General features: G+C 55.0%; 18 protein-coding genes. 8 read left to right on the forward strand and 10 right to left on the reverse strand.

Translation table 11 applies throughout. The features are described from left to right. The 4 genes from ACOTX4_RS16205 to rfaD are packed head-to-tail and all read right to left on the reverse strand — an operon-like array spanning position 1 to position 4,082. A complete protein-coding gene (locus tag ACOTX4_RS16205) occupies positions 1 to 1,110 on the reverse strand; it encodes a glycosyltransferase family 9 protein (protein ID WP_032608201.1) in 1,110 nt (369 codons plus the stop codon). Positions 1,111 to 1,113: 3 nt separating this feature from the next. Next, entirely contained in the window at positions 1,114 to 2,097 is a 984-nt protein-coding gene (rfaC, locus tag ACOTX4_RS16210; RefSeq protein ID WP_032608202.1) for a lipopolysaccharide heptosyltransferase RfaC, read from the reverse strand. A gap of 3 nt (positions 2,098 to 2,100) precedes the next feature. Further along, on the reverse strand, positions 2,101 to 3,147 hold the full coding sequence (gene rfaF / locus ACOTX4_RS16215) for an ADP-heptose--LPS heptosyltransferase RfaF (RefSeq protein ID WP_003860863.1): 1,047 nt from the start codon (positions 3,145 to 3,147) through the stop codon (positions 2,101 to 2,103). Between the two features lie 2 nt (positions 3,148 to 3,149). Beyond that, positions 3,150 to 4,082, reverse strand: a complete 933-nt coding sequence (gene rfaD / locus ACOTX4_RS16220; protein ID WP_045332960.1) for an ADP-glyceromanno-heptose 6-epimerase — start codon at positions 4,080 to 4,082, stop codon at positions 3,150 to 3,152. A gap of 213 nt (positions 4,083 to 4,295) precedes the next feature. Between rfaD and kbl the strand changes: the two genes are divergently transcribed. Continuing rightward, entirely contained in the window at positions 4,296 to 5,492 is a 1,197-nt protein-coding gene (kbl, locus tag ACOTX4_RS16225) for a glycine C-acetyltransferase (protein WP_045332959.1), read from the forward strand. A 9-nt stretch (positions 5,493 to 5,501) separates the two neighbouring features. Then, on the forward strand, positions 5,502 to 6,530 hold the full coding sequence (gene tdh / locus ACOTX4_RS16230; RefSeq protein ID WP_017383610.1) for an L-threonine 3-dehydrogenase: 1,029 nt from the start codon (positions 5,502 to 5,504) through the stop codon (positions 6,528 to 6,530). Between the two features lie 27 nt (positions 6,531 to 6,557). Here the strand turns inward: tdh and ACOTX4_RS16235 are convergent, their stop codons facing one another. After that, positions 6,558 to 7,472, reverse strand: coding sequence for a hypothetical protein (locus ACOTX4_RS16235; protein ID WP_045332958.1), 915 nt, complete (start codon positions 7,470 to 7,472; stop codon positions 6,558 to 6,560). Positions 7,473 to 7,487: 15 nt separating this feature from the next. Beyond that, a complete protein-coding gene (locus ACOTX4_RS16240) occupies positions 7,488 to 8,693 on the reverse strand; it encodes a glycosyltransferase (protein ID WP_045332957.1) in 1,206 nt (401 codons plus the stop codon). 205 nt (positions 8,694 to 8,898) lie between these two features. Here ACOTX4_RS16240 and ACOTX4_RS16245 point away from each other — a divergent pair, with 205 nt between their 5' ends. After that, on the forward strand, positions 8,899 to 9,699 hold the full coding sequence (locus tag ACOTX4_RS16245) for a glycosyltransferase family 2 protein (RefSeq protein WP_045332956.1): 801 nt from the start codon (positions 8,899 to 8,901) through the stop codon (positions 9,697 to 9,699). 11 nt (positions 9,700 to 9,710) lie between these two features. On the opposite strand, the gene ACOTX4_RS16250 is transcribed toward ACOTX4_RS16245, so the two are convergent. From ACOTX4_RS16250 to gpmM, 3 genes are read right to left on the reverse strand one after another with little or no spacing between them, the layout of a single operon-like run. Further along, complete coding sequence (locus ACOTX4_RS16250) at positions 9,711 to 10,643, reverse strand: divergent polysaccharide deacetylase family protein (RefSeq protein WP_032634365.1); 933 nt, start codon at positions 10,641 to 10,643, stop codon at positions 9,711 to 9,713. A 3-nt stretch (positions 10,644 to 10,646) separates the two neighbouring features. Further along, the gene (gene envC, locus ACOTX4_RS16255) at positions 10,647 to 11,906 is read right to left on the reverse strand and encodes a murein hydrolase activator EnvC (protein WP_026094345.1); all 1,260 of its coding nucleotides are present in this window, start codon (positions 11,904 to 11,906) and stop codon (positions 10,647 to 10,649) included. A gap of 33 nt (positions 11,907 to 11,939) precedes the next feature. Next, positions 11,940 to 13,484: a 2,3-bisphosphoglycerate-independent phosphoglycerate mutase gene (gpmM, locus tag ACOTX4_RS16260; protein WP_022650159.1), complete on the reverse strand. Its 1,545-nt coding sequence runs from the start codon at positions 13,482 to 13,484 to the stop codon at positions 11,940 to 11,942. Between the two features lie 248 nt (positions 13,485 to 13,732). Here gpmM and ACOTX4_RS16265 point away from each other — a divergent pair, with 248 nt between their 5' ends. The 5 genes from ACOTX4_RS16265 (at position 13,733) to cysE (ending at position 16,842) form a co-directional block, all read left to right on the forward strand. Further along, on the forward strand, positions 13,733 to 14,164 hold the full coding sequence (locus ACOTX4_RS16265; protein ID WP_003860840.1) for a rhodanese-like domain-containing protein: 432 nt from the start codon (positions 13,733 to 13,735) through the stop codon (positions 14,162 to 14,164). Positions 14,165 to 14,175: 11 nt separating this feature from the next. After that, a complete protein-coding gene (gene grxC, locus ACOTX4_RS16270) occupies positions 14,176 to 14,427 on the forward strand; it encodes a glutaredoxin 3 (RefSeq protein ID WP_045332955.1) in 252 nt (83 codons plus the stop codon). 31 nt (positions 14,428 to 14,458) lie between these two features. Next, positions 14,459 to 14,926 carry a protein-export chaperone SecB gene (gene secB, locus ACOTX4_RS16275; protein WP_003860835.1) on the forward strand — a complete coding sequence of 156 codons (468 nt, stop codon included), beginning with the start codon at positions 14,459 to 14,461 and terminating at the stop codon, positions 14,924 to 14,926. After that, the gene (gpsA, locus tag ACOTX4_RS16280; RefSeq protein ID WP_006812398.1) at positions 14,926 to 15,945 is read left to right on the forward strand and encodes an NAD(P)H-dependent glycerol-3-phosphate dehydrogenase; all 1,020 of its coding nucleotides are present in this window, start codon (positions 14,926 to 14,928) and stop codon (positions 15,943 to 15,945) included. Before secB ends, gpsA begins: the two co-directional genes overlap by 1 nt. A 75-nt stretch (positions 15,946 to 16,020) precedes the next feature. After that, the gene (gene cysE, locus ACOTX4_RS16285) at positions 16,021 to 16,842 is read left to right on the forward strand and encodes a serine O-acetyltransferase (RefSeq protein WP_022646641.1); all 822 of its coding nucleotides are present in this window, start codon (positions 16,021 to 16,023) and stop codon (positions 16,840 to 16,842) included. Positions 16,843 to 16,896: 54 nt separating this feature from the next. Here the strand turns inward: cysE and ppiC are convergent, their stop codons facing one another. Continuing rightward, on the reverse strand, positions 16,897 to 17,178 hold the full coding sequence (ppiC, locus tag ACOTX4_RS16290) for a peptidylprolyl isomerase PpiC (protein ID WP_006812396.1): 282 nt from the start codon (positions 17,176 to 17,178) through the stop codon (positions 16,897 to 16,899). Positions 17,179 to 17,206 lie beyond the last annotated feature (28 nt).

Below are 17,206 nucleotides of genomic sequence, written 5' to 3' on the forward strand. Positions count from 1 at the left end.
TTAGTTTCCTTGAGCGTCGGTAGCGCTAGCCAGTGAGCGGGCTTTGGGTAATGTACGGACAAACTGCTGAAGATCGTGTAACGCGGAGTCAGTGACAGAGAATAGCGCTTCCCGTTCTTGCGGGAAGTAATAGCGCGTTTCAAACACATAAGAACAAATGTTGTCGTCATTCCCGATCAGCATCACATTGCCAAGCGGACGCTGTTCGTAATGACAACACGGTCCAAACAGCAGGACCACCGGCACGCCGACGGCGTCTGCGATATAGACATTCCCCGAGTCAGACGCGATATAGCAGTCCATCTTTGAAATGGCCCAGGGAAGCTCTTCTAGCGAAATTTTGCCAATAAGATTAATAAAATTAGGGATTTCACCGTAAAGGCGGGTGATATCATCCATCCACGACTGTTCGTTTGGCGCGCCGAAGACATAAAACTCGCAGGGTAAATCAGCGAGTTGATCAACAATCCGCTTCCAGATACCCGGAGGGACGGTTTTGGCTTTATTGCCTGCCGCAATACTGATGCCGATGCGGATAACGTCAGGTTTATCAAGAATAGCCGGCCAGGTCGTCGGCTTGAAGAGCGGCTTTGTGGCGTGCTTGGGAGAGTCTTGCCATGTGAGCGAGCGGTCGGCCAGTTTCAGGTAGTTCGTCACCGAAAGCGTTTTTTTGCCATGCTCAACGGTACCGTCGGCCGCGAGATAGAAAATCCCGTGATACCACCTGCGCGTGTAAATGCTTAAAAATTGTTTGTTTTTGGCATTGCAGACGGCGGCAAAAAAGAGGTTCACGCTGTTGGGCTGTAGCAGGTAGACGTTGTCGTAGCGGTTCATGATCCTGCACGCGAAGCACAGTTTACGCCACAGGTTGCGCTTATGCTGCTCAATAAAATAGATCTGCTCGATAGTCTCATCATGCTTCGCCAGCGCACCAACGCTGCGACTGATCAACACATCGCTTTTTTGCAGCCAGGCCAGAAGAGGCGTCGCATTAATAAAGTCACCGATTTTGGCTGTTTGAATGACAAGGTTCTTGCCCGTGTCCTTTCGAAACAGCTTCCGGATGAGTTTCACCGGAAAGAGTAAAATCAGCAGAAATACATAACTCATGGGTTAAATATCCCTGTTGGAAAGCCGATGGCTGCCCTGTAAAAATGAAAAAATAGCATCTGCGCTAATATCCTTCGTTTGTTGCGTAGGGCTGACCATCTGATGCTGGTTTTTACCGTAACCCCCGATCAACCCCGGATCGGTCGGGCCGAAAATCGTGATATTAGGTCGATCCAGTGCGGCGGTTAAATGGCTTAACCCTGTATCCACAGAAACGACGGCGTTTGCGCCCGCCAGCTGTGCGGCAACTTGCGCCAGCGTGAGTTTGGGTAACACCTCGACATGGGAAAAACCGGCTGCCAGACGCTCCGCACGCTGACGCTCATGTTCAGCGCCCCACGGGAGTTTAATATGGATACCGCAAGGTTGCATTAGTTCAATCAGCCTTCGCCAGTGCGTTTCCGGCCAGTGCTTATCGTCGCGCGTTGTGGCATGCAGGAACACCAGATACGGCGCGGCATGCTCCTCCGTCTCGCGCAAAAAATGCTGTGCAATAGCGTAGTCACCCTGGGCTTCAGGTTTTGCATAGCCCAGGCTTTTCGCGAACAGCTCGCGGGTGCGCTCCACGGCGTGCTGTTGTTTCGCAATATGGTGTCGACGGTTATAGAACAGGCTCGCCAGCGGTTCGCGGGCGGTTTGCCAGTCCATGCCGTGCTTTACGCCATGCGCCAGACGCGTGACCAGCGCGGCGCTTTTCACCAGCCCCTGGGCGTCGACGATCGCGTCGTAACGCCGGGCCTGCACCGCTTCGCGGAAGGCTTTGCGTTCGGCTTTAATCGGTGCGGAGAACCACGCTTTGCGCCAGCGGCGAATGGCCACCGGGATCACGCGATCAACCGCTTCATGCCAGGTGGGGATCTGCGCGAAGCCTTCTTCCACCACCCAGTCAAAACGGATGCCGGGAATGGCCCGCATGGCGTCCGTCAGCGACGGCAGCGTATGCAGAACATCACCCATTGAGGAGGTTTTAACGATCAATACCCGCATCCGTTATCCTTCTTCGCTCAACAGCAATGCGTTGAGTTCTTCAAGGACGCGCTGCGGCGTGATGTCGATCAGGCTCTGATGATAGCCTTCTGCGGCATCGCCTTTACGCACCTTGTGGTAGCCGGTGATTAAACGGATCACGCGCGCCTTGTGCGACAGCGGCGGCGTGAAGTCCGGGCTGCTTGGGCCATACAGCGCAACCAGGGGACGATCCAGCGCGGCGGCGACGTGCATTAAACCGGAGTCGTTCGTCACCACGGCTTTACAGGCGGCAATCAAAATAACCGCCTGCTCGAGCTGCGTTTCCCCGGCCAGGTTTCGGCACCAGGCCTGTTGCTCGGTACTGAGCGTGGCGAGAATTTCATTGCCCGCCTCATGATCTTTCGCCGAGCCAAACAGCACAATCTGATAGCCTTCATCGATAAGCTGTTTCGCCAGCTCTGCATAGTGATAGTGCGGCCAGCGTTTTGCCGGACCAAACTCCGCGCCAGGGCAGAACCCAATCATCGGGCGTTCGGACGAAATGCCAAATGCGTTGCAGGTGTGGGATTTCTCCCCATCGCTTACCTGGAGCTGCGGCCACAGCAGCGGCTGCGGCAGATCTTTCGCGCTGCGCATCACGCCTTTGTCGTAGGCCAGCGCCACGTAGCGCTCGACCATCAGTGGCCAGGCCTCTTTATCCAGCACACGAGCATCGTTCAGCAGGCCGTAGCGCATTTCACCGCGCCAGCCGGTACGATGCGGGATGCCCGCAAAGAAGGGCACAAGGGCAGATTTGAAGGAGTTAGGTAGCACGTAGGCGCGGTCATAGCGTTTCTCGCGCAGGCTGTGGCCGAGTTTGCGGCGTTCACCGATTTCCAGCGCCCCGTGGCCGAGCGGCATCGGGATCGCCTCGTTCACTTCCGGCATACGCGATAACAGCGGACGGCACCATGCGGGTGCCATCACGTCGATTATCGCCTGGGGATAACGCGCCTTGAGCGTGCGATAGAGACTTTGCGACATCATCATGTCGCCCACCCATGACGGGCCGATCACCAGAATTTTCATACTTATGCGTCGCGGTTCAGCCAGGCCATATATTCCGTTACGCCTTCGGCAACGGTCTTGAACGGCTTGTCGTAGCCTGCGGCGCGCAGGTTAGTCAGGTCCGCCTGAGTGAATGCCTGGTAGCGGCCTTTCAGCTTATCCGGGAACGGAATGTACTCGATGCTGCCTTTCCTATGGTACGCCAGCGTCGCGTCTGCCACCGCCTGGAAGGATTCCGCGCGGCCGGTGCCCAGGTTGAAAATGCCGGACACGCCATTTTCCAGGAACCACAGGTTCACTGCCGCCACGTCGCCCACGTAGACGAAGTCACGCTTGAAGCCGTCGCTGCCTTCGAACAGTTTCGGGCTTTCGCCGTTATTTAACTGGGTGTTCAGGTGGAACGCCACGCTCGCCATGCTGCCTTTGTGGCCTTCGCGCGGCCCGTAGACGTTGAAGTAGCGGAAGCCGACAATTTGCGAGTTCGCTTCTGGCAGGATCTGACGCACGTACTCATCAAACAGGAATTTGGAGTAACCGTAGACGTTCAGCGGCTGCTCATATTCGCGGGATTCGATGAAATCTGAAGTGCGCCCACCGTAGGTTGCCGCGGAAGAGGCATACAGGAACGGAATTTCACGCTCCAGGCAGTAGTGCAGGAGCTCTTTGGAGTACTGATAGTTGTTATCCATCATGTACTTGCCGTCCCACTCGGTGGTGGAGGAGCACGCACCTTCGTGGAAGATGGCTTCGATCTCGCCGAACTCTTCACCCGCCATAATCTGGATAAGGAAGTCTTCTTTATCCATGTAGTCAGCGATGTTCAGATCCACCAGGTTCACGAACTTGGTGCCGTCTTTCAGGTTGTCCACCACCAGAATGTCGGTGATGCCTTTGTCATTGAGGGCCTTAACAATATTGCTGCCGATAAAGCCCGCGCCGCCAGTAACGATGATCATAACTGTAACCTTTGAAGTATGAGTCGGGGAGTATCCCGAACGCTAATCTCTTTATCATATCATCACAATGCTCAGGCTTCAGCCATTCACCGATATGCAGCAGGGGTACGCGTGATTTATGCTGCAAAAACGAGAAGAGATACTGCGTCATCTCGTCATGAACTATTGGTTTGGGTAATATGTGCCAAAATTTGCCGAGTCTGGAGAATTGCAATGCGTGGTGATTTTTACAAACAGTTAAACAGCGACCTCGAGACCGCACGTGCGGAAGGGTTGTTCAAAGAAGAGCGTATTATCACGTCTGCCCAGCAGGCGGACATCACCGTTGCCGACGGCAGCCATGTGATCAACTTTTGCGCGAACAACTACTTAGGTCTTGCGAATCACCCTGAGCTGATTGCCGCGGCGAAAAGCGGCATGGACACCCACGGTTTCGGTATGGCCTCCGTTCGCTTTATCTGCGGTACCCAGGACAGCCACAAGCAGCTTGAGCAAAAGCTGGCGAACTTCCTCGGAATGGAAGACGCGATTCTGTACTCATCCTGCTTCGACGCCAACGGCGGTCTGTTTGAAACCCTGCTCGGCGCAGAAGATGCGATTATCTCCGACGCCCTGAACCACGCCTCCATCATCGACGGTGTTCGCCTGTGTAAAGCGAAGCGTTTCCGCTACGCCAACAACGACATGGTTGAGCTGGAAGCCCGCCTGAAAGAGGCCCGTGAAGCCGGTGCCCGCCACGTGCTGATCGCCACCGACGGCGTGTTCTCCATGGATGGCGTGATCGCCAACCTGAAGGGCGTGTGCGATCTGGCGGATAAATACGACGCGCTGGTGATGGTGGATGACTCTCACGCGGTTGGCTTTGTCGGCGAAAACGGTCGCGGCTCCCACGAATACTGTGACGTAATGGGCCGCGTGGACATCATCACCGGTACGCTGGGCAAAGCGCTCGGCGGCGCGTCTGGCGGTTATACCGCTGCGCGTAAAGAGGTGGTTGAGTGGCTGCGTCAGCGCTCCCGCCCGTACCTGTTCTCCAACTCCCTGGCGCCGGCGATTGTGGCTGCCTCTATTAAAGTGCTGGAGATGGTGGAATCCGGCGCTGAGCTGCGCGACCGCCTGTGGGCTAACGCCCGCCTGTTCCGTGAAAAAATGAGTGCCGCAGGATTCACCCTGGCCGGTGCTGACCACGCGATCATTCCGGTGATGCTGGGCGACGCGGTTGTCGCGCAGCAATTTGCTCGTGAGCTTCAGAAAGAAGGGATTTACGTGACCGGGTTCTTCTTCCCGGTGGTACCAAAAGGTCAGGCGCGTATCCGCACCCAGATGTCTGCGGCGCACTCGCCTGAACAAATTGAACGTGCGGTGGAAGCCTTTACCCGCATCGGCAAACAGCTGGGCGTAATTGCCTGAGGACGTGTGATGAAAGCGTTATCCAAACTGAAAGCGGAAGAAGGGATTTGGATGACCGACGTACCGGAGCCGGAAGTCGGTCATAACGATCTGCTGATCAAAATTCGTAAAACCGCCATCTGCGGTACTGACGTTCACATCTACAACTGGGACCAGTGGTCGCAAAAAACTATTCCCGTGCCAATGGTAGTCGGCCACGAATATGTCGGCGAAGTAGTCGGCATCGGCCAGGAAGTGAAAGGCTTCAACATTGGCGACCGCGTCTCCGGTGAAGGCCACATTACCTGTGGTCACTGCCGCAACTGTCGCGGTGGGCGTACCCACCTGTGCCGCAACACCGTCGGCGTGGGCGTGAACCGTCCGGGCTGCTTCGCGGAATACCTGGTGATCCCGGCGTTTAACGCGTTCAAAATCCCGGACAATATCTCTGACGATCTGGCCTCCATCTTCGACCCGTTCGGCAACGCGGTACATACGGCGCTCTCCTTCGACCTGGTGGGGGAAGACGTGCTGGTCTCCGGCGCAGGCCCCATCGGTATTATGGCGGCAGCCGTGGCGAAGCATGTGGGTGCGCGCAACGTGGTGATCACCGACGTGAACGAATACCGCCTGTCGCTGGCGCGCAAAATGGGCGTCACCCGCGCGGTGGATGTCTCGAAAGAGAGCCTGACCGACGTGATGGAAGAGCTGGGCATGACCGAAGGCTTTGACGTGGGTCTGGAGATGTCCGGCGCGCCACCCGCGTTCCGCACCATGCTCGACACCATGAACCACGGTGGTCGTATCGCGATGCTGGGTATTCCGCCGTCAGATATGTCCATCGACTGGAACAAAGTCATCTTCAAGGGGCTATTCATTAAGGGCATCTATGGCCGCGAGATGTTTGAGACCTGGTACAAGATGGCCGCGCTGATCCAGTCTGGTCTGGATCTGTCCCCGATTATCACTCACCGTTTCTCCATCGATGAGTTCCAGCAGGGCTTTGACGCGATGCGTTCCGGCCAGTCAGGGAAAGTGATCCTGAGCTGGGATAAATAATGAAAAAGGGGCCAGCGGCCCCTTTTTTTACTGATTCTTTTTCTCTTCGTCCGTCAGGTAACGCACCTTGCGGGTGTAGTCCTGACCTTTGAACAGCAGTTTGTTATCCGGCGATTCCAGATAATTCTGCCACTCGGAAAGCGGGAAACCACCGTGCGCGCCAATCACTTCTTTCGGCACAACGGCTTCCTGACCGCCGATCTTCTTGGAGACCGGCCAGTTCATCCAGTCGCCCAGGTTAACCGTTTTTACATCCAGCATGTCCAGCAGCGCAGCGAGCGGCAGCTGATCGGTCGGCGGCTGCGTATCGTCCATCAGCTCCCAGGTATCCTGGAACAGCGTCAGCCACAGCGGGCAGATACGGCGCCAGGTCTTTTTGGTGGCCGCAAGAAACGCGCCGTTAACGTGATCGACCAGATACGGGCGCACCGTTTCTTTGTAATATGCCGGCACTTTCTCCGCTGGCGCACCGTCCAGCTTGGCAATCATTTTGCCCTGACGGAAGCTGGAGTAGATGTGCATATCCGCCATGTTGATCTCTGGCATTTTAAGCAGGTTGAGATCGGAGTCGATCATCAGCACCCCTTCACCGCGCGCCTGCAACGGAGCATTAAGCTTCACCAGACGACTGAGGTAGATTTGCTTATAGCGGTAGTCTTCTTCACGTTTTGGAAGCGTGAGGGTCACAACGCGGGTTTTTAGCGGCAGCTCGCCGAAAGCGGATTCAGGCTGATCGCTGACGATAACAATCTCGCTGACGTCGGTGGCGTAACGCTCTGCAAAGGTCGCTGATAATAACGCCTCTTCGACGAAATCCGCGCCCGTACACGGGATCACGATGGAATCAACCGCAACGAGATCGCGCGTGACCGGAAGGGAAGCGTAGGGAATGTTATGACGCCCGGTAATGTGGCGGTAGCGAGCATTCAGGAATTTAAACATGTTCTTCTCGTTTGGTTATTGCGCGCCAAGAACGGCCTCGACACCGTTAACATAGCTTTCAATGGCATACATGTTGCAGACATTCTGGTGTGCGGCAGCGGCGAGCCGGGCGCGCAGAGCAGGATCCTGCCAGATATTATCCAGATGTTGAGCAAGTTGCGACACGTCGCTCCAGGGAAACAGCAGGCCGGTCGACTCATGATCGATCAATTCTGCCGTGCCGGTCACCTTTGAACCAATCACGGGAATATTCAGCAGCATTGCCTCCAGCACGACGCGCGGCAGGCCTTCGCTCTTCGAGGCCAGAATAAATGCGTCAAAGGTGGCGAGATAGTCAAAAGGCGTGTTCTGGAAACCGGTAAAAATGACGTGCTCAGCAATACCCAGCGCGTCAGCCTGTGCCGTCAGCGCGCCGCGCTCCGCCCCTTCACCGACCAGCACCATCTTCCATTTTGCCTGCGGGTGCCTCTGGCTGAACTGTGCCAGCGCCTCCAGCGTATGGTGGTTGGCTTTGCGAGGGATTAGCGAGCCAATGCTGCCGAACACAAACGTGTCGTCATCAATGTTCAGGCGCTGGCGCATCGCGCGTCGGTCGGGCAAAGGCTGGTGGATGTCGATAGCATTGTTGACCGTGGTACACAGCGCTGGCCGGACGCCATGCTGAAGTAGCACACGTTCAACGCCGTGCGAGACGGCGATGATTTTTGTGGCATGGGCATTCACCAGCTTCACCAGCGGCGGGGTCAGCACCGGTTCAATCCGGCAGTGCTGGATTATCCGCGCATGCAGGTTTGCGCCCGCCAGATACCCTTCTTCGTTAGAGCCTGGCTGGTTGTTCATATACAGCGTATCGAAACCACCTTCCCTGAAAATGGTCTCGATCTTGCTGACGTTGGGGCGAATGCGCCACAGGGTATCGATATGTCGCGTAAATGCTTTGCGCGCCGAACGCGAGAAAAACAGCAGACCACGTCCCGCTTCTTTCAGGAGTTTTGCCCATGCCGGTTGCTTACGTTGAGGGATAACGAGTAGAGGTATCCCAATGCTATTGAGCACCTGGCCTATCGTTTCACCTTCAGCACGACTATAATCACTGTAAAAACAACAAGTAATGTCGAATTTTTCGCGGTTGATTCGCTTCAGAAGCTCAAGCATACTGTTGGTACCTCCCCCCCATTCTTTGCCCGTGTCCAGGAGGAGGATTTTACGTTTTTGCGGCATGTCTGAATCCGTATGCTACCCTTCATCTGACCGCATTATAAAGAATTTGTTGAAATAAAATAGATTTTTTGTATTTCTTTGTCTTTTTATAAGAAAACGTTTTAAACGCGCTTATTTTAAAAGTGTGATTTAAGACTTTAATCGCCTCTTCTCAATTAGATACTATTAGCGAAAGTATTTATGTTGTTATTGAGAGAGTGAGAAAATGTTTAAAATAACGGTCTGCTTATTAACGTTTAACTCCGAAAGAACGTTGCACGATGTTATTCCTCCTCTTTTAAAAATAGCGGATGAATTCGTTGTAGTTGATTCCGGAAGTACAGACGCAACGATATATATTTGCCAGAGTTATGGATTGTCGGCCATATTCAAAAAATATAGCTGGCACGGCGAGCAGATGAACCATGCCGTATCCCATGCACACAACGACTGGGTGCTGTGCATGGACAGCGACGAAATACTCGATCAAGAAACCGTTGATGCTATTTTAAAATTAAAAATGGGCGATGAACCCGAATCGGATATGGCGTGGCGGATATGTCGTCACTGGTTTGTTCTGGGAGAAAATGTCCGAACGATTTATCCCGTCTCATCACCGGATTATCCGGTGCGTCTTTTTAACCGTACGCAGTCGCGATTTAATAACCGGCCAGTAGACGATCAGGTCGAAGGTTTTCTCCGTTCTGAACGTATTCCTGGCTATGTCAGACATGATACGTTTTATTCACTGCATGAACTTTTCAATAAATTAAACGGATATACCACTCGCCTGGTTCAATATCAGACGATACGTCCCTCTCTTGGTCGCGGCGCGATCAGCGCTATCGGCGCATTTTTCAAATGGTATCTGTTTAGTGGTGCCTGGCGTCAGGGCAAAGTGGGTGTGGTGACAGGGTTTTATGCCACGGCGTACAGTTTTTTGAAGTATTTCAAGGCCTGGTATCAGAATCGGGAAAAGAAAGAGTCCGTTGCAAAAGAGCAGTCGGACTCTTATCTGGCAGAATAGGCGTTAGCCGATCAGGCTTTTTTTCCCCAACCCTGCCACTGTTGCTGGACGTATTTAACCAGCGTACTGCTGCTGATGCTTTCGCCAATCACCGTGAAGAAGCGGGTTGCATAGACCGGTTCAGGCGGCTGTTTCAGCGTGCAGTTCTTCACGCCGCGGAATGGATTACGTGGCCGCGTTGCGGGTGGTTGCGCGCTACCCGGACGAGAAGTATCCACCTGAGGTTCATTGAGCAGATCGCTCGGACGCACCAGCGTGATATCGGCGGGTAAGCCCGGCAACATTTGCTGCAAAACGCGAACGGTAGATGGATGCGGATGCCCAATGGCAATCGCCGAACCGTTACGGCGCGCCAGCTGTACCGCGCGGTTGAACTGGACGCGGATATCCGCTTCGTTCTGGGAGTCATCCAGGAATACTTTGCGCTTGATGACTTTCACGCCCGTTCCCTGAGCGGCACGCATCGCCTGGCTGTTGCCGATGGTCATGCTGTCGAGGAAATAGAGGTTGTAACGCTCCAGCGCCTGCATCACTTTCAGCATACCGTACAGGCTGGAGGTCATCGCGCTGCCCATATGGTTATTCAGACCCACGGCATACGGCACTTTATTGTACGCATCGCGGATGATGCGATCGATCTCGTCGCTGCTCATGTCCGGGCGCAGGGTATCTTTTTCCAGCGGCTGCTTGCTGAGGGGGGCCATCGGCAGATGGATAAGGACCTGATGGCCGCCATTGTGCGCTTTGGTCGCCATTTCATGCGCGTGAGGCGCATTAGGCAGGACGGCGACAGAGATGGCTGACGGCATCGCCAGCACCTGATTTTCATAGTGTGGTCGATAACCGAAGTCATCAATCACAATCGCGAGTTTGCCTGCATAAACCGGTGCAGCCAGCGCCAGTGCGCTGACTACGGAAAAAACAATTCGACGAAATTGAAGCAAAACTTATCTTCCCAACCACGGCTGTGGATTGACCGCCTGACCCTGACGACGAATTTCGAAATAGAGTGACGGGCGGCCCTGACCGCCACTGCTGCCCACAAGGGCAATGGGTTGACCCGCGCGCACCTGAGTGCCAACGCTGACCAGCGCACTCTGGTTGTAGCCGTAAAGACTCATGTCGCCTTTACCGTGTTCAACCACCACCACGAGCCCATAACCCTGTAGCCAGTCGGCCAGGATCACGCGGCCATCGGCGATGGCTTTCACTTCGCTACCTTCAGACGCACCGATAACGATCCCCTTCCAACGTAGCTCACCCTGCAACTGTTCGCCATAGCGATGCAGGATCGTACCGCGAACGGGCCAGTAAGCCTGACCACGCGGGGAGCCGAGGCCGCCGGTACGGGACATCAGGGAACGTTCATTTTCAGTCGGTTTGTAGGTGGTGCCTTTCCGGGAGGCTTCCTGCTGCTTGTTACGCACCGCCTGCGCTTCGCGCGCTTCTTTTTCGGCGCGCGCTTTGGCCGCGGCTTCTGCCCGGGCAATGCTGTTACGCAGTCTCGATTCGTTGGCGCGCATTTCGCTCAGCTGGCTTTGTCCTGCCTGGATAGAGGACTCCAGCCCGGCGAGCGTCTTCTTACGCTCATTGCGCGCCTGCTCAAGCTTCTCCTGCTGCGCCTGCTGATCGTAGAGCAGCGTTTGCTGCTGGCTCTGCTTCTCTTCCAGCTCGGCTTTTTGCGTGGTGACTTCTTCGCGCGTCTGTTTCAGCTGCGCAATGGTCTCCTGACGCGCCTGGTTAAGATAGCCGAAATAGGCCTGTAAACGCTGGCCTCGCTGGCTCTCTTCACCGCTGAGGATCAGCTGAAGACCTGTGTGTTCACCCTGACGGAAAGCAGCATCAAGCTGTGCAGCAAGGTTCCGCTCCTGGGCATCGCGCTGACGCTCCAGTTTCGCAATCGACGCGTTCATTTCATCGATTTGCTTATTGAGCTGGGCAAGGGTGTTTTGTGTTTCACGCAGCTTACGCGCGGCGGCGGAAATGGCCTCTTCCTGCTTTTTAAGCTGGGCGAGCAGGGTGGCGCGCTGCTGTTGCTGCTGACGTACCGCACGCTCTTTGGCGGCGATATCGGCCTGAATGGATTTAAGCTGATCGCGGTCATCCGCGTGGGCGGATGCGGCGCACAGCAATACGCCAGCGCTGAGTGCGCTGGCGCAAAGCAGAGGTCTGACTGATAACCGAAGCGGCTTCACGACCCATGTGATTGAAAAAATCGCCTTTCCCCTCATGGGGAGCGATTATTCCACGATGAACAGCGGCTTGCCAGTCATCTCTTCAGGGATTTCCATACCCATCAGCGACAACATGGTTGGCGCGATGTCGGAAAGCTTGCCGCCTTCCACTGCTTTCACTGATTTATCACCCACATAAATCAGTGGAACAGGCAGGTTGGTATGGGCGGTATGTGCCTGACCGGTTGCCGGGTCACGCATCTGTTCTGCGTTACCGTGGTCAGCGGTAATCAGCAGTTGGCCGCCTACGGATTCAACCGCTTTCGCAACCTGCTCAACGCAGTGGTCCAGCGCTTCAACCGCTTTAACGGCTGCTTCCATCACGCCGGTGTGGCCCACCATATCGCCATTCGGATAGTTACAGATGATGGTGTCGTATTTACCGCTTTGGATCGCGGCCACCAGTTTTTCGGTCAGCTCCGCAGAGCTCATTTCTGGCTGGAGATCGTAAGTGGCGACTTTCGGTGAGTTAATCAGGATGCGGTCTTCGCCTTTAAACGGCTCTTCTACGCCGCCGTTAAAGAAGAATGTCACGTGCGCATACTTCTCAGTTTCGGAGATGCGCAGCTGCGTTTTGTCATTTTTCGCCATCCACTCGCCGAAGGTGTTTGCCAGCGAGGCGGGCGGATACGCGCATGGGGCTTTGATATCCGCTGCATATTCGGTCAACTGGATGAAATCAATTTTCGCCACTTTCTTACGGGCGAAACCGTCAAAATCGCTGTTGACGAAGGCGCGGGTGATTTCGCGCGCGCGATCGGCACGGAAGTTCATGAAGATCAGCGCATCGCCATCTTCCATGGCGGCATCGGCCTGGCCTTCAGCGCGGATCACGGTTGCCTTCACAAATTCGTCGTTTTCATCACGCGCGTAAGCCGCTTCCAGGCCTTCAACGGCGGTCGGGAACTGGAACTCGCCTTTTGCCAGGGTCAGCAGATCATAGGCTTGCTCAACGCGGTCCCAGCGGTTGTCGCGGTCCATGGCATAGTAACGACCAATGATGGACGCCACGCGGCCTTTGCCCAGTGCGGCAAATTTGTCTTCAAACGCTTCAAGAGAACCTTTTGCGCTGCGTGGTGGCGTATCGCGACCATCCAGGAAGGCGTGCAGATAGATTTTTTCCGCACCGCGCTCAGCGGCCAGTTCTACCATCGCCATGATGTGATCTTCGTGGCTGTGAACACCGCCCGCAGAGAGCAGACCCATAATGTGAACGGCCTTGCCTGCGGCAACGGCTTTATCAACCGCTCCGGTGAGCGTTGGGTTGGCAAAGAATGTACGTTCTTTGATTTCAACGTCCAGGCGTGTCAGGTCCTGATAAACGATACGGCCCGCACCCAGGTTAACGTGACCCACTTCTGAGTTGCCCATCTGACGATCCGGCAGACCCACTTCCAGGCCAGACGCATCAATCAGGGTGTGGGGACGTTTTGCCCATAGCGCATCCATAACCGGGGTTTTGGCGTTGAAAATGGCGTTATCCTGTTGATCTTCACGGTAGCCATAGCCATCCAGAATCACCAGTACCATAGGTTTTTTAGAAACCGACATTGCGACAACCTCATGCTCAAGAGACAAAAAATTTGCGTAATTTTACTACAGCTGAATCGATAAAATAGCCGCAGAAGATCAAAGAAAGCGCGGGGGCAAGGCTGTTCTCAGGCCATTTTGAGGCTTTTTTTACGTGGCATGCCGCAGAAAATAGATTAGCTTTATGTCGCTGGCTGTATTTGCCACAGCGCACAGGTATACTCCTGTCCTGGTTTTTTTAATCACTTAGTCGGGAGTTGTTACCCCCCATGCAAGAAATTATGCAATTCGTTAGCCGCCACCCGGTTCTGAGCATCGCGTGGATTGGCCTGCTGGTCGCTGTACTGTTCACCACATTTAAAGGACTGACGTCTAAAATTAAGGTGATCACCCGCGGTGAAGCGACACGTCTGATCAACAAAGAGGACGCCGTGGTTGTCGATCTGCGTCAGCGCGACGATTTCCGCAAGGGCCATATTGCAGGTGCTATCAACCTGCTGCCAGCGGAAATTAAAGCGAACAACATTGGTGAGCTGGAGAAGCATAAAGCTCAGCCGATTATTGTTGTTGACGGCACTGGCATGCAGGCGCAGGAATCTGCCAACGCACTGCATAAAGCAGGCTTTGAAAACGTAACGGTGCTGAAAGAAGGCATCTCCGGCTGGAGCGGGGAGAATCTTCCTTTAGTGCGCGGTAAATAAGGAGTTAAGTGATGGCCAATATTGAGATCTACACCAAAGCAACGTGCCCGTTCTGCCACCGAGCGAAAGCGCTGCTGTCCAGCAAAGGCGTAAAGTTCAAGGAACTGCCGATCGATGGTGACGCGATTAAACGCGAAGAGATGATCCAACGCAGTGGTCGCACAACGGTTCCACAGATTTTTATTGATGCGCAGCACATTGGCGGCTGTGATGACTTGTATGCGCTCGACGCCCGTGGTGGACTCGATCCGCTGCTGAGCTAGAGACTTTAGGACAATTAAAAAGGGTTTTTCCATGTCAGAACAAAATAACACCGAGATGACTTTCCAGATCCAGCGCATCTACACCAAGGATGTCTCTTTCGAAGCGCCAAATGCGCCGCACGTTTTCCAGAAAGACTGGCAGCCAGAGGTTAAACTTGATCTGGATACCGCATCCACCCAGCTGGCGGATGATGTGTATGAAGTCGTACTGCGTGTCACCGTGACCGCCTCTCTGGGCGAAGAAACTGCGTTCCTGTGCGAAGTTCAGCAGGGCGGTATCTTCTCCATCGGCGGCATCGAAGGCAACCAGATGGCGCATTGCCTGGGTGCATACTGCCCGAACATCCTGTTCCCGTATGCGCGTGAATGCATCACCAGCCTGGTTTCTCGCGGTACATTCCCGCAACTGAACCTCGCGCCAGTAAACTTTGATGCGCTGTTCATGAACTATCTACAGCAGCAGGCTGGCGAAGGTGCCGAACAACATCAGGATGCCTGATGAGCACTGTTAATGCGTCAATGACTGTGATCGGTGCCGGCTCTTACGGCACCGCTCTTGCCATCACGCTGGCAAGAAATGGTCACGACGTGGTCCTGTGGGGCCACGATCCAAAACATATCGCGACGTTGCAACACGACCGCTGCAACGTGGCGTTTCTCCCGGACGTTCCGTTCCCTGACTCTCTCTATCTGGAAAGCGACCTCGCGACCGCGCTGGCGGCCAGCCGCAATATTCTGATTGTGGTGCCAAGCCACGTGTTTGGCGAAGTCCTGCGTCAGATTAAGCCGCTGATGCGTGCGGATGCGCGTATTGTGTGGGCGACGAAGGGGCTGGAAGCGGAAACCGGACGTCTGTTGCAGGACGTTGCCCGCGAAGCGCTGGGAACAGCGATCCCGCTGGCGGTGATCTCGGGGCCGACCTTTGCCAAAGAGCTGGCTGCGGGCTTGCCGACGGCGATCTCGCTGGCGTCCACCGACCAGGCATTTTCAGACGATCTTCAGCAACTGCTGCACTGCGGCAAAAGCTTCCGCGTGTACAGCAACCCTGATTTTATCGGCGTACAGCTGGGCGGTGCGGTGAAGAACGTCATTGCCATCGGGGCCGGGATGTCTGACGGCATCGGTTTCGGCGCGAATGCGCGTACGGCGCTGATCACCCGTGGTCTGACCGAAATGTCCCGCCTGGGCGAAGCGCTGGGTGCCGATCCGGCCACCTTTATGGGAATGGCAGGGCTAGGCGACCTGGTGCTGACCTGCACCGATAACCAGTCGCGTAACCGCCGCTTTGGCATGATGCTCGGACAGGGCAGCGATGTAAAAAGCGCGCAGGAGAAGATTGGTCAGGTGGTTGAAGGCTATCGCAATACCAAAGAAGTTCGCGAATTGGCGCACCGTTTCGGTGTCGAAATGCCAATAACCGAGGAAATTTATCAGGTATTGTATTGCGGAAAAAATGCGCGCGAGGCAGCATTGACCTTATTAGGTCGTGCGCGCAAGGACGAGCGCAGCAGCAATTAGCCGGGAAGTATCGTCACCTGAATGACCCAGCCAGCGCAGAACTGGCTGGTCATTAACTATCGTCTGGAGCAAGCAATGCCGTGTGAAGAACTGGATATCGTCTGGAATAATATTAAAGCCGAAGCCCGAGCTTTGGCCGACTGTGAGCCCATGCTGGCCAGTTTCTATCACGCGACGCTACTTAAGCACGAAAATCTCGGCAGCGCCCTGAGCTATATGCTCGCCAATAAACTGGCTTCCCCTATCATGCCTGCTATTGCCATTCGCGAGGTGGTGGAAGAGGCCTACGCCGCAGATCCGGAGATGATTGCTTCTGCCGCCTGCGACATTCAGGCCGTGCGTACGCGTGACCCGGCGGTGGATAAATACTCCACGCCGCTACTGTATCTCAAAGGATTCCACGCCTTACAGGCGTACCGCATCGGCCACTGGTTATGGAATGAGGGACGCCGCGCGCTGGCCATCTTTCTTCAAAACCAGGTTTCCGTGACCTTCCAGGTCGATATTCATCCGGCGGCGAAAATTGGCCGCGGGATCATGCTCGACCACGCCACCGGCATTGTTGTCGGTGAAACGGCGGTGATCGAAGATGACGTGTCGATCCTGCAATCCGTTACGCTGGGCGGTACCGGTAAAACCAGCGGCGATCGCCATCCGAAAATTCGTGAAGGGGTGATGATTGGCGCGGGTGCTAAAATCCTCGGCAATATTGAAGTCGGACGCGGCGCGAAGATTGGCGCGGGGTCGGTTGTGCTCCAGCCTGTACCGCCGCACACCACCGCCGCTGGCGTCCCGGCGCGCATCGTCGGTAAGCCAGACAGCGATAAGCCGTCGATGGATATGGATCAGCACTTCAACGGTATTCACCACACCTTCGAATACGGCGACGGCATCTGAACGCCGGAACAGCCAAATAAAAAAGCCCGGTGAGTCAATGCACCGGGCTTTTGATTAGTTGCGGTATAACACTTTGATAATGTGATAGCCGAACTGCGTATGCAGTGGGCCGGTTGGCTCCAGCACCGGGCAGGAGAAAACCACTTTATCAAATGCCGGGACCATCTGGCCCTGGCGGAACTCGCCTAAGTCACCACCGCGTTTGCCTGACGGGCAAATCGAGTGTTTCTTCGCCAGTTTGCCGAAGTCGGCGCCGTTTTTAATCTGTTCGAGCAGATCCTGTGCCAGTTTCTCTTCTTTAACAAGGATATGCAGTGCTGCTGCTGTTTTTGCCATGATCGTGCCTTGAGTCGACTAGTTTACG

It is taken from the genome of Enterobacter cloacae complex sp. IR5459, assembly GCF_049238005.1.
In the GTDB taxonomy this organism is placed as follows: domain Bacteria; phylum Pseudomonadota; class Gammaproteobacteria; order Enterobacterales; family Enterobacteriaceae; genus Enterobacter; species Enterobacter hormaechei_C.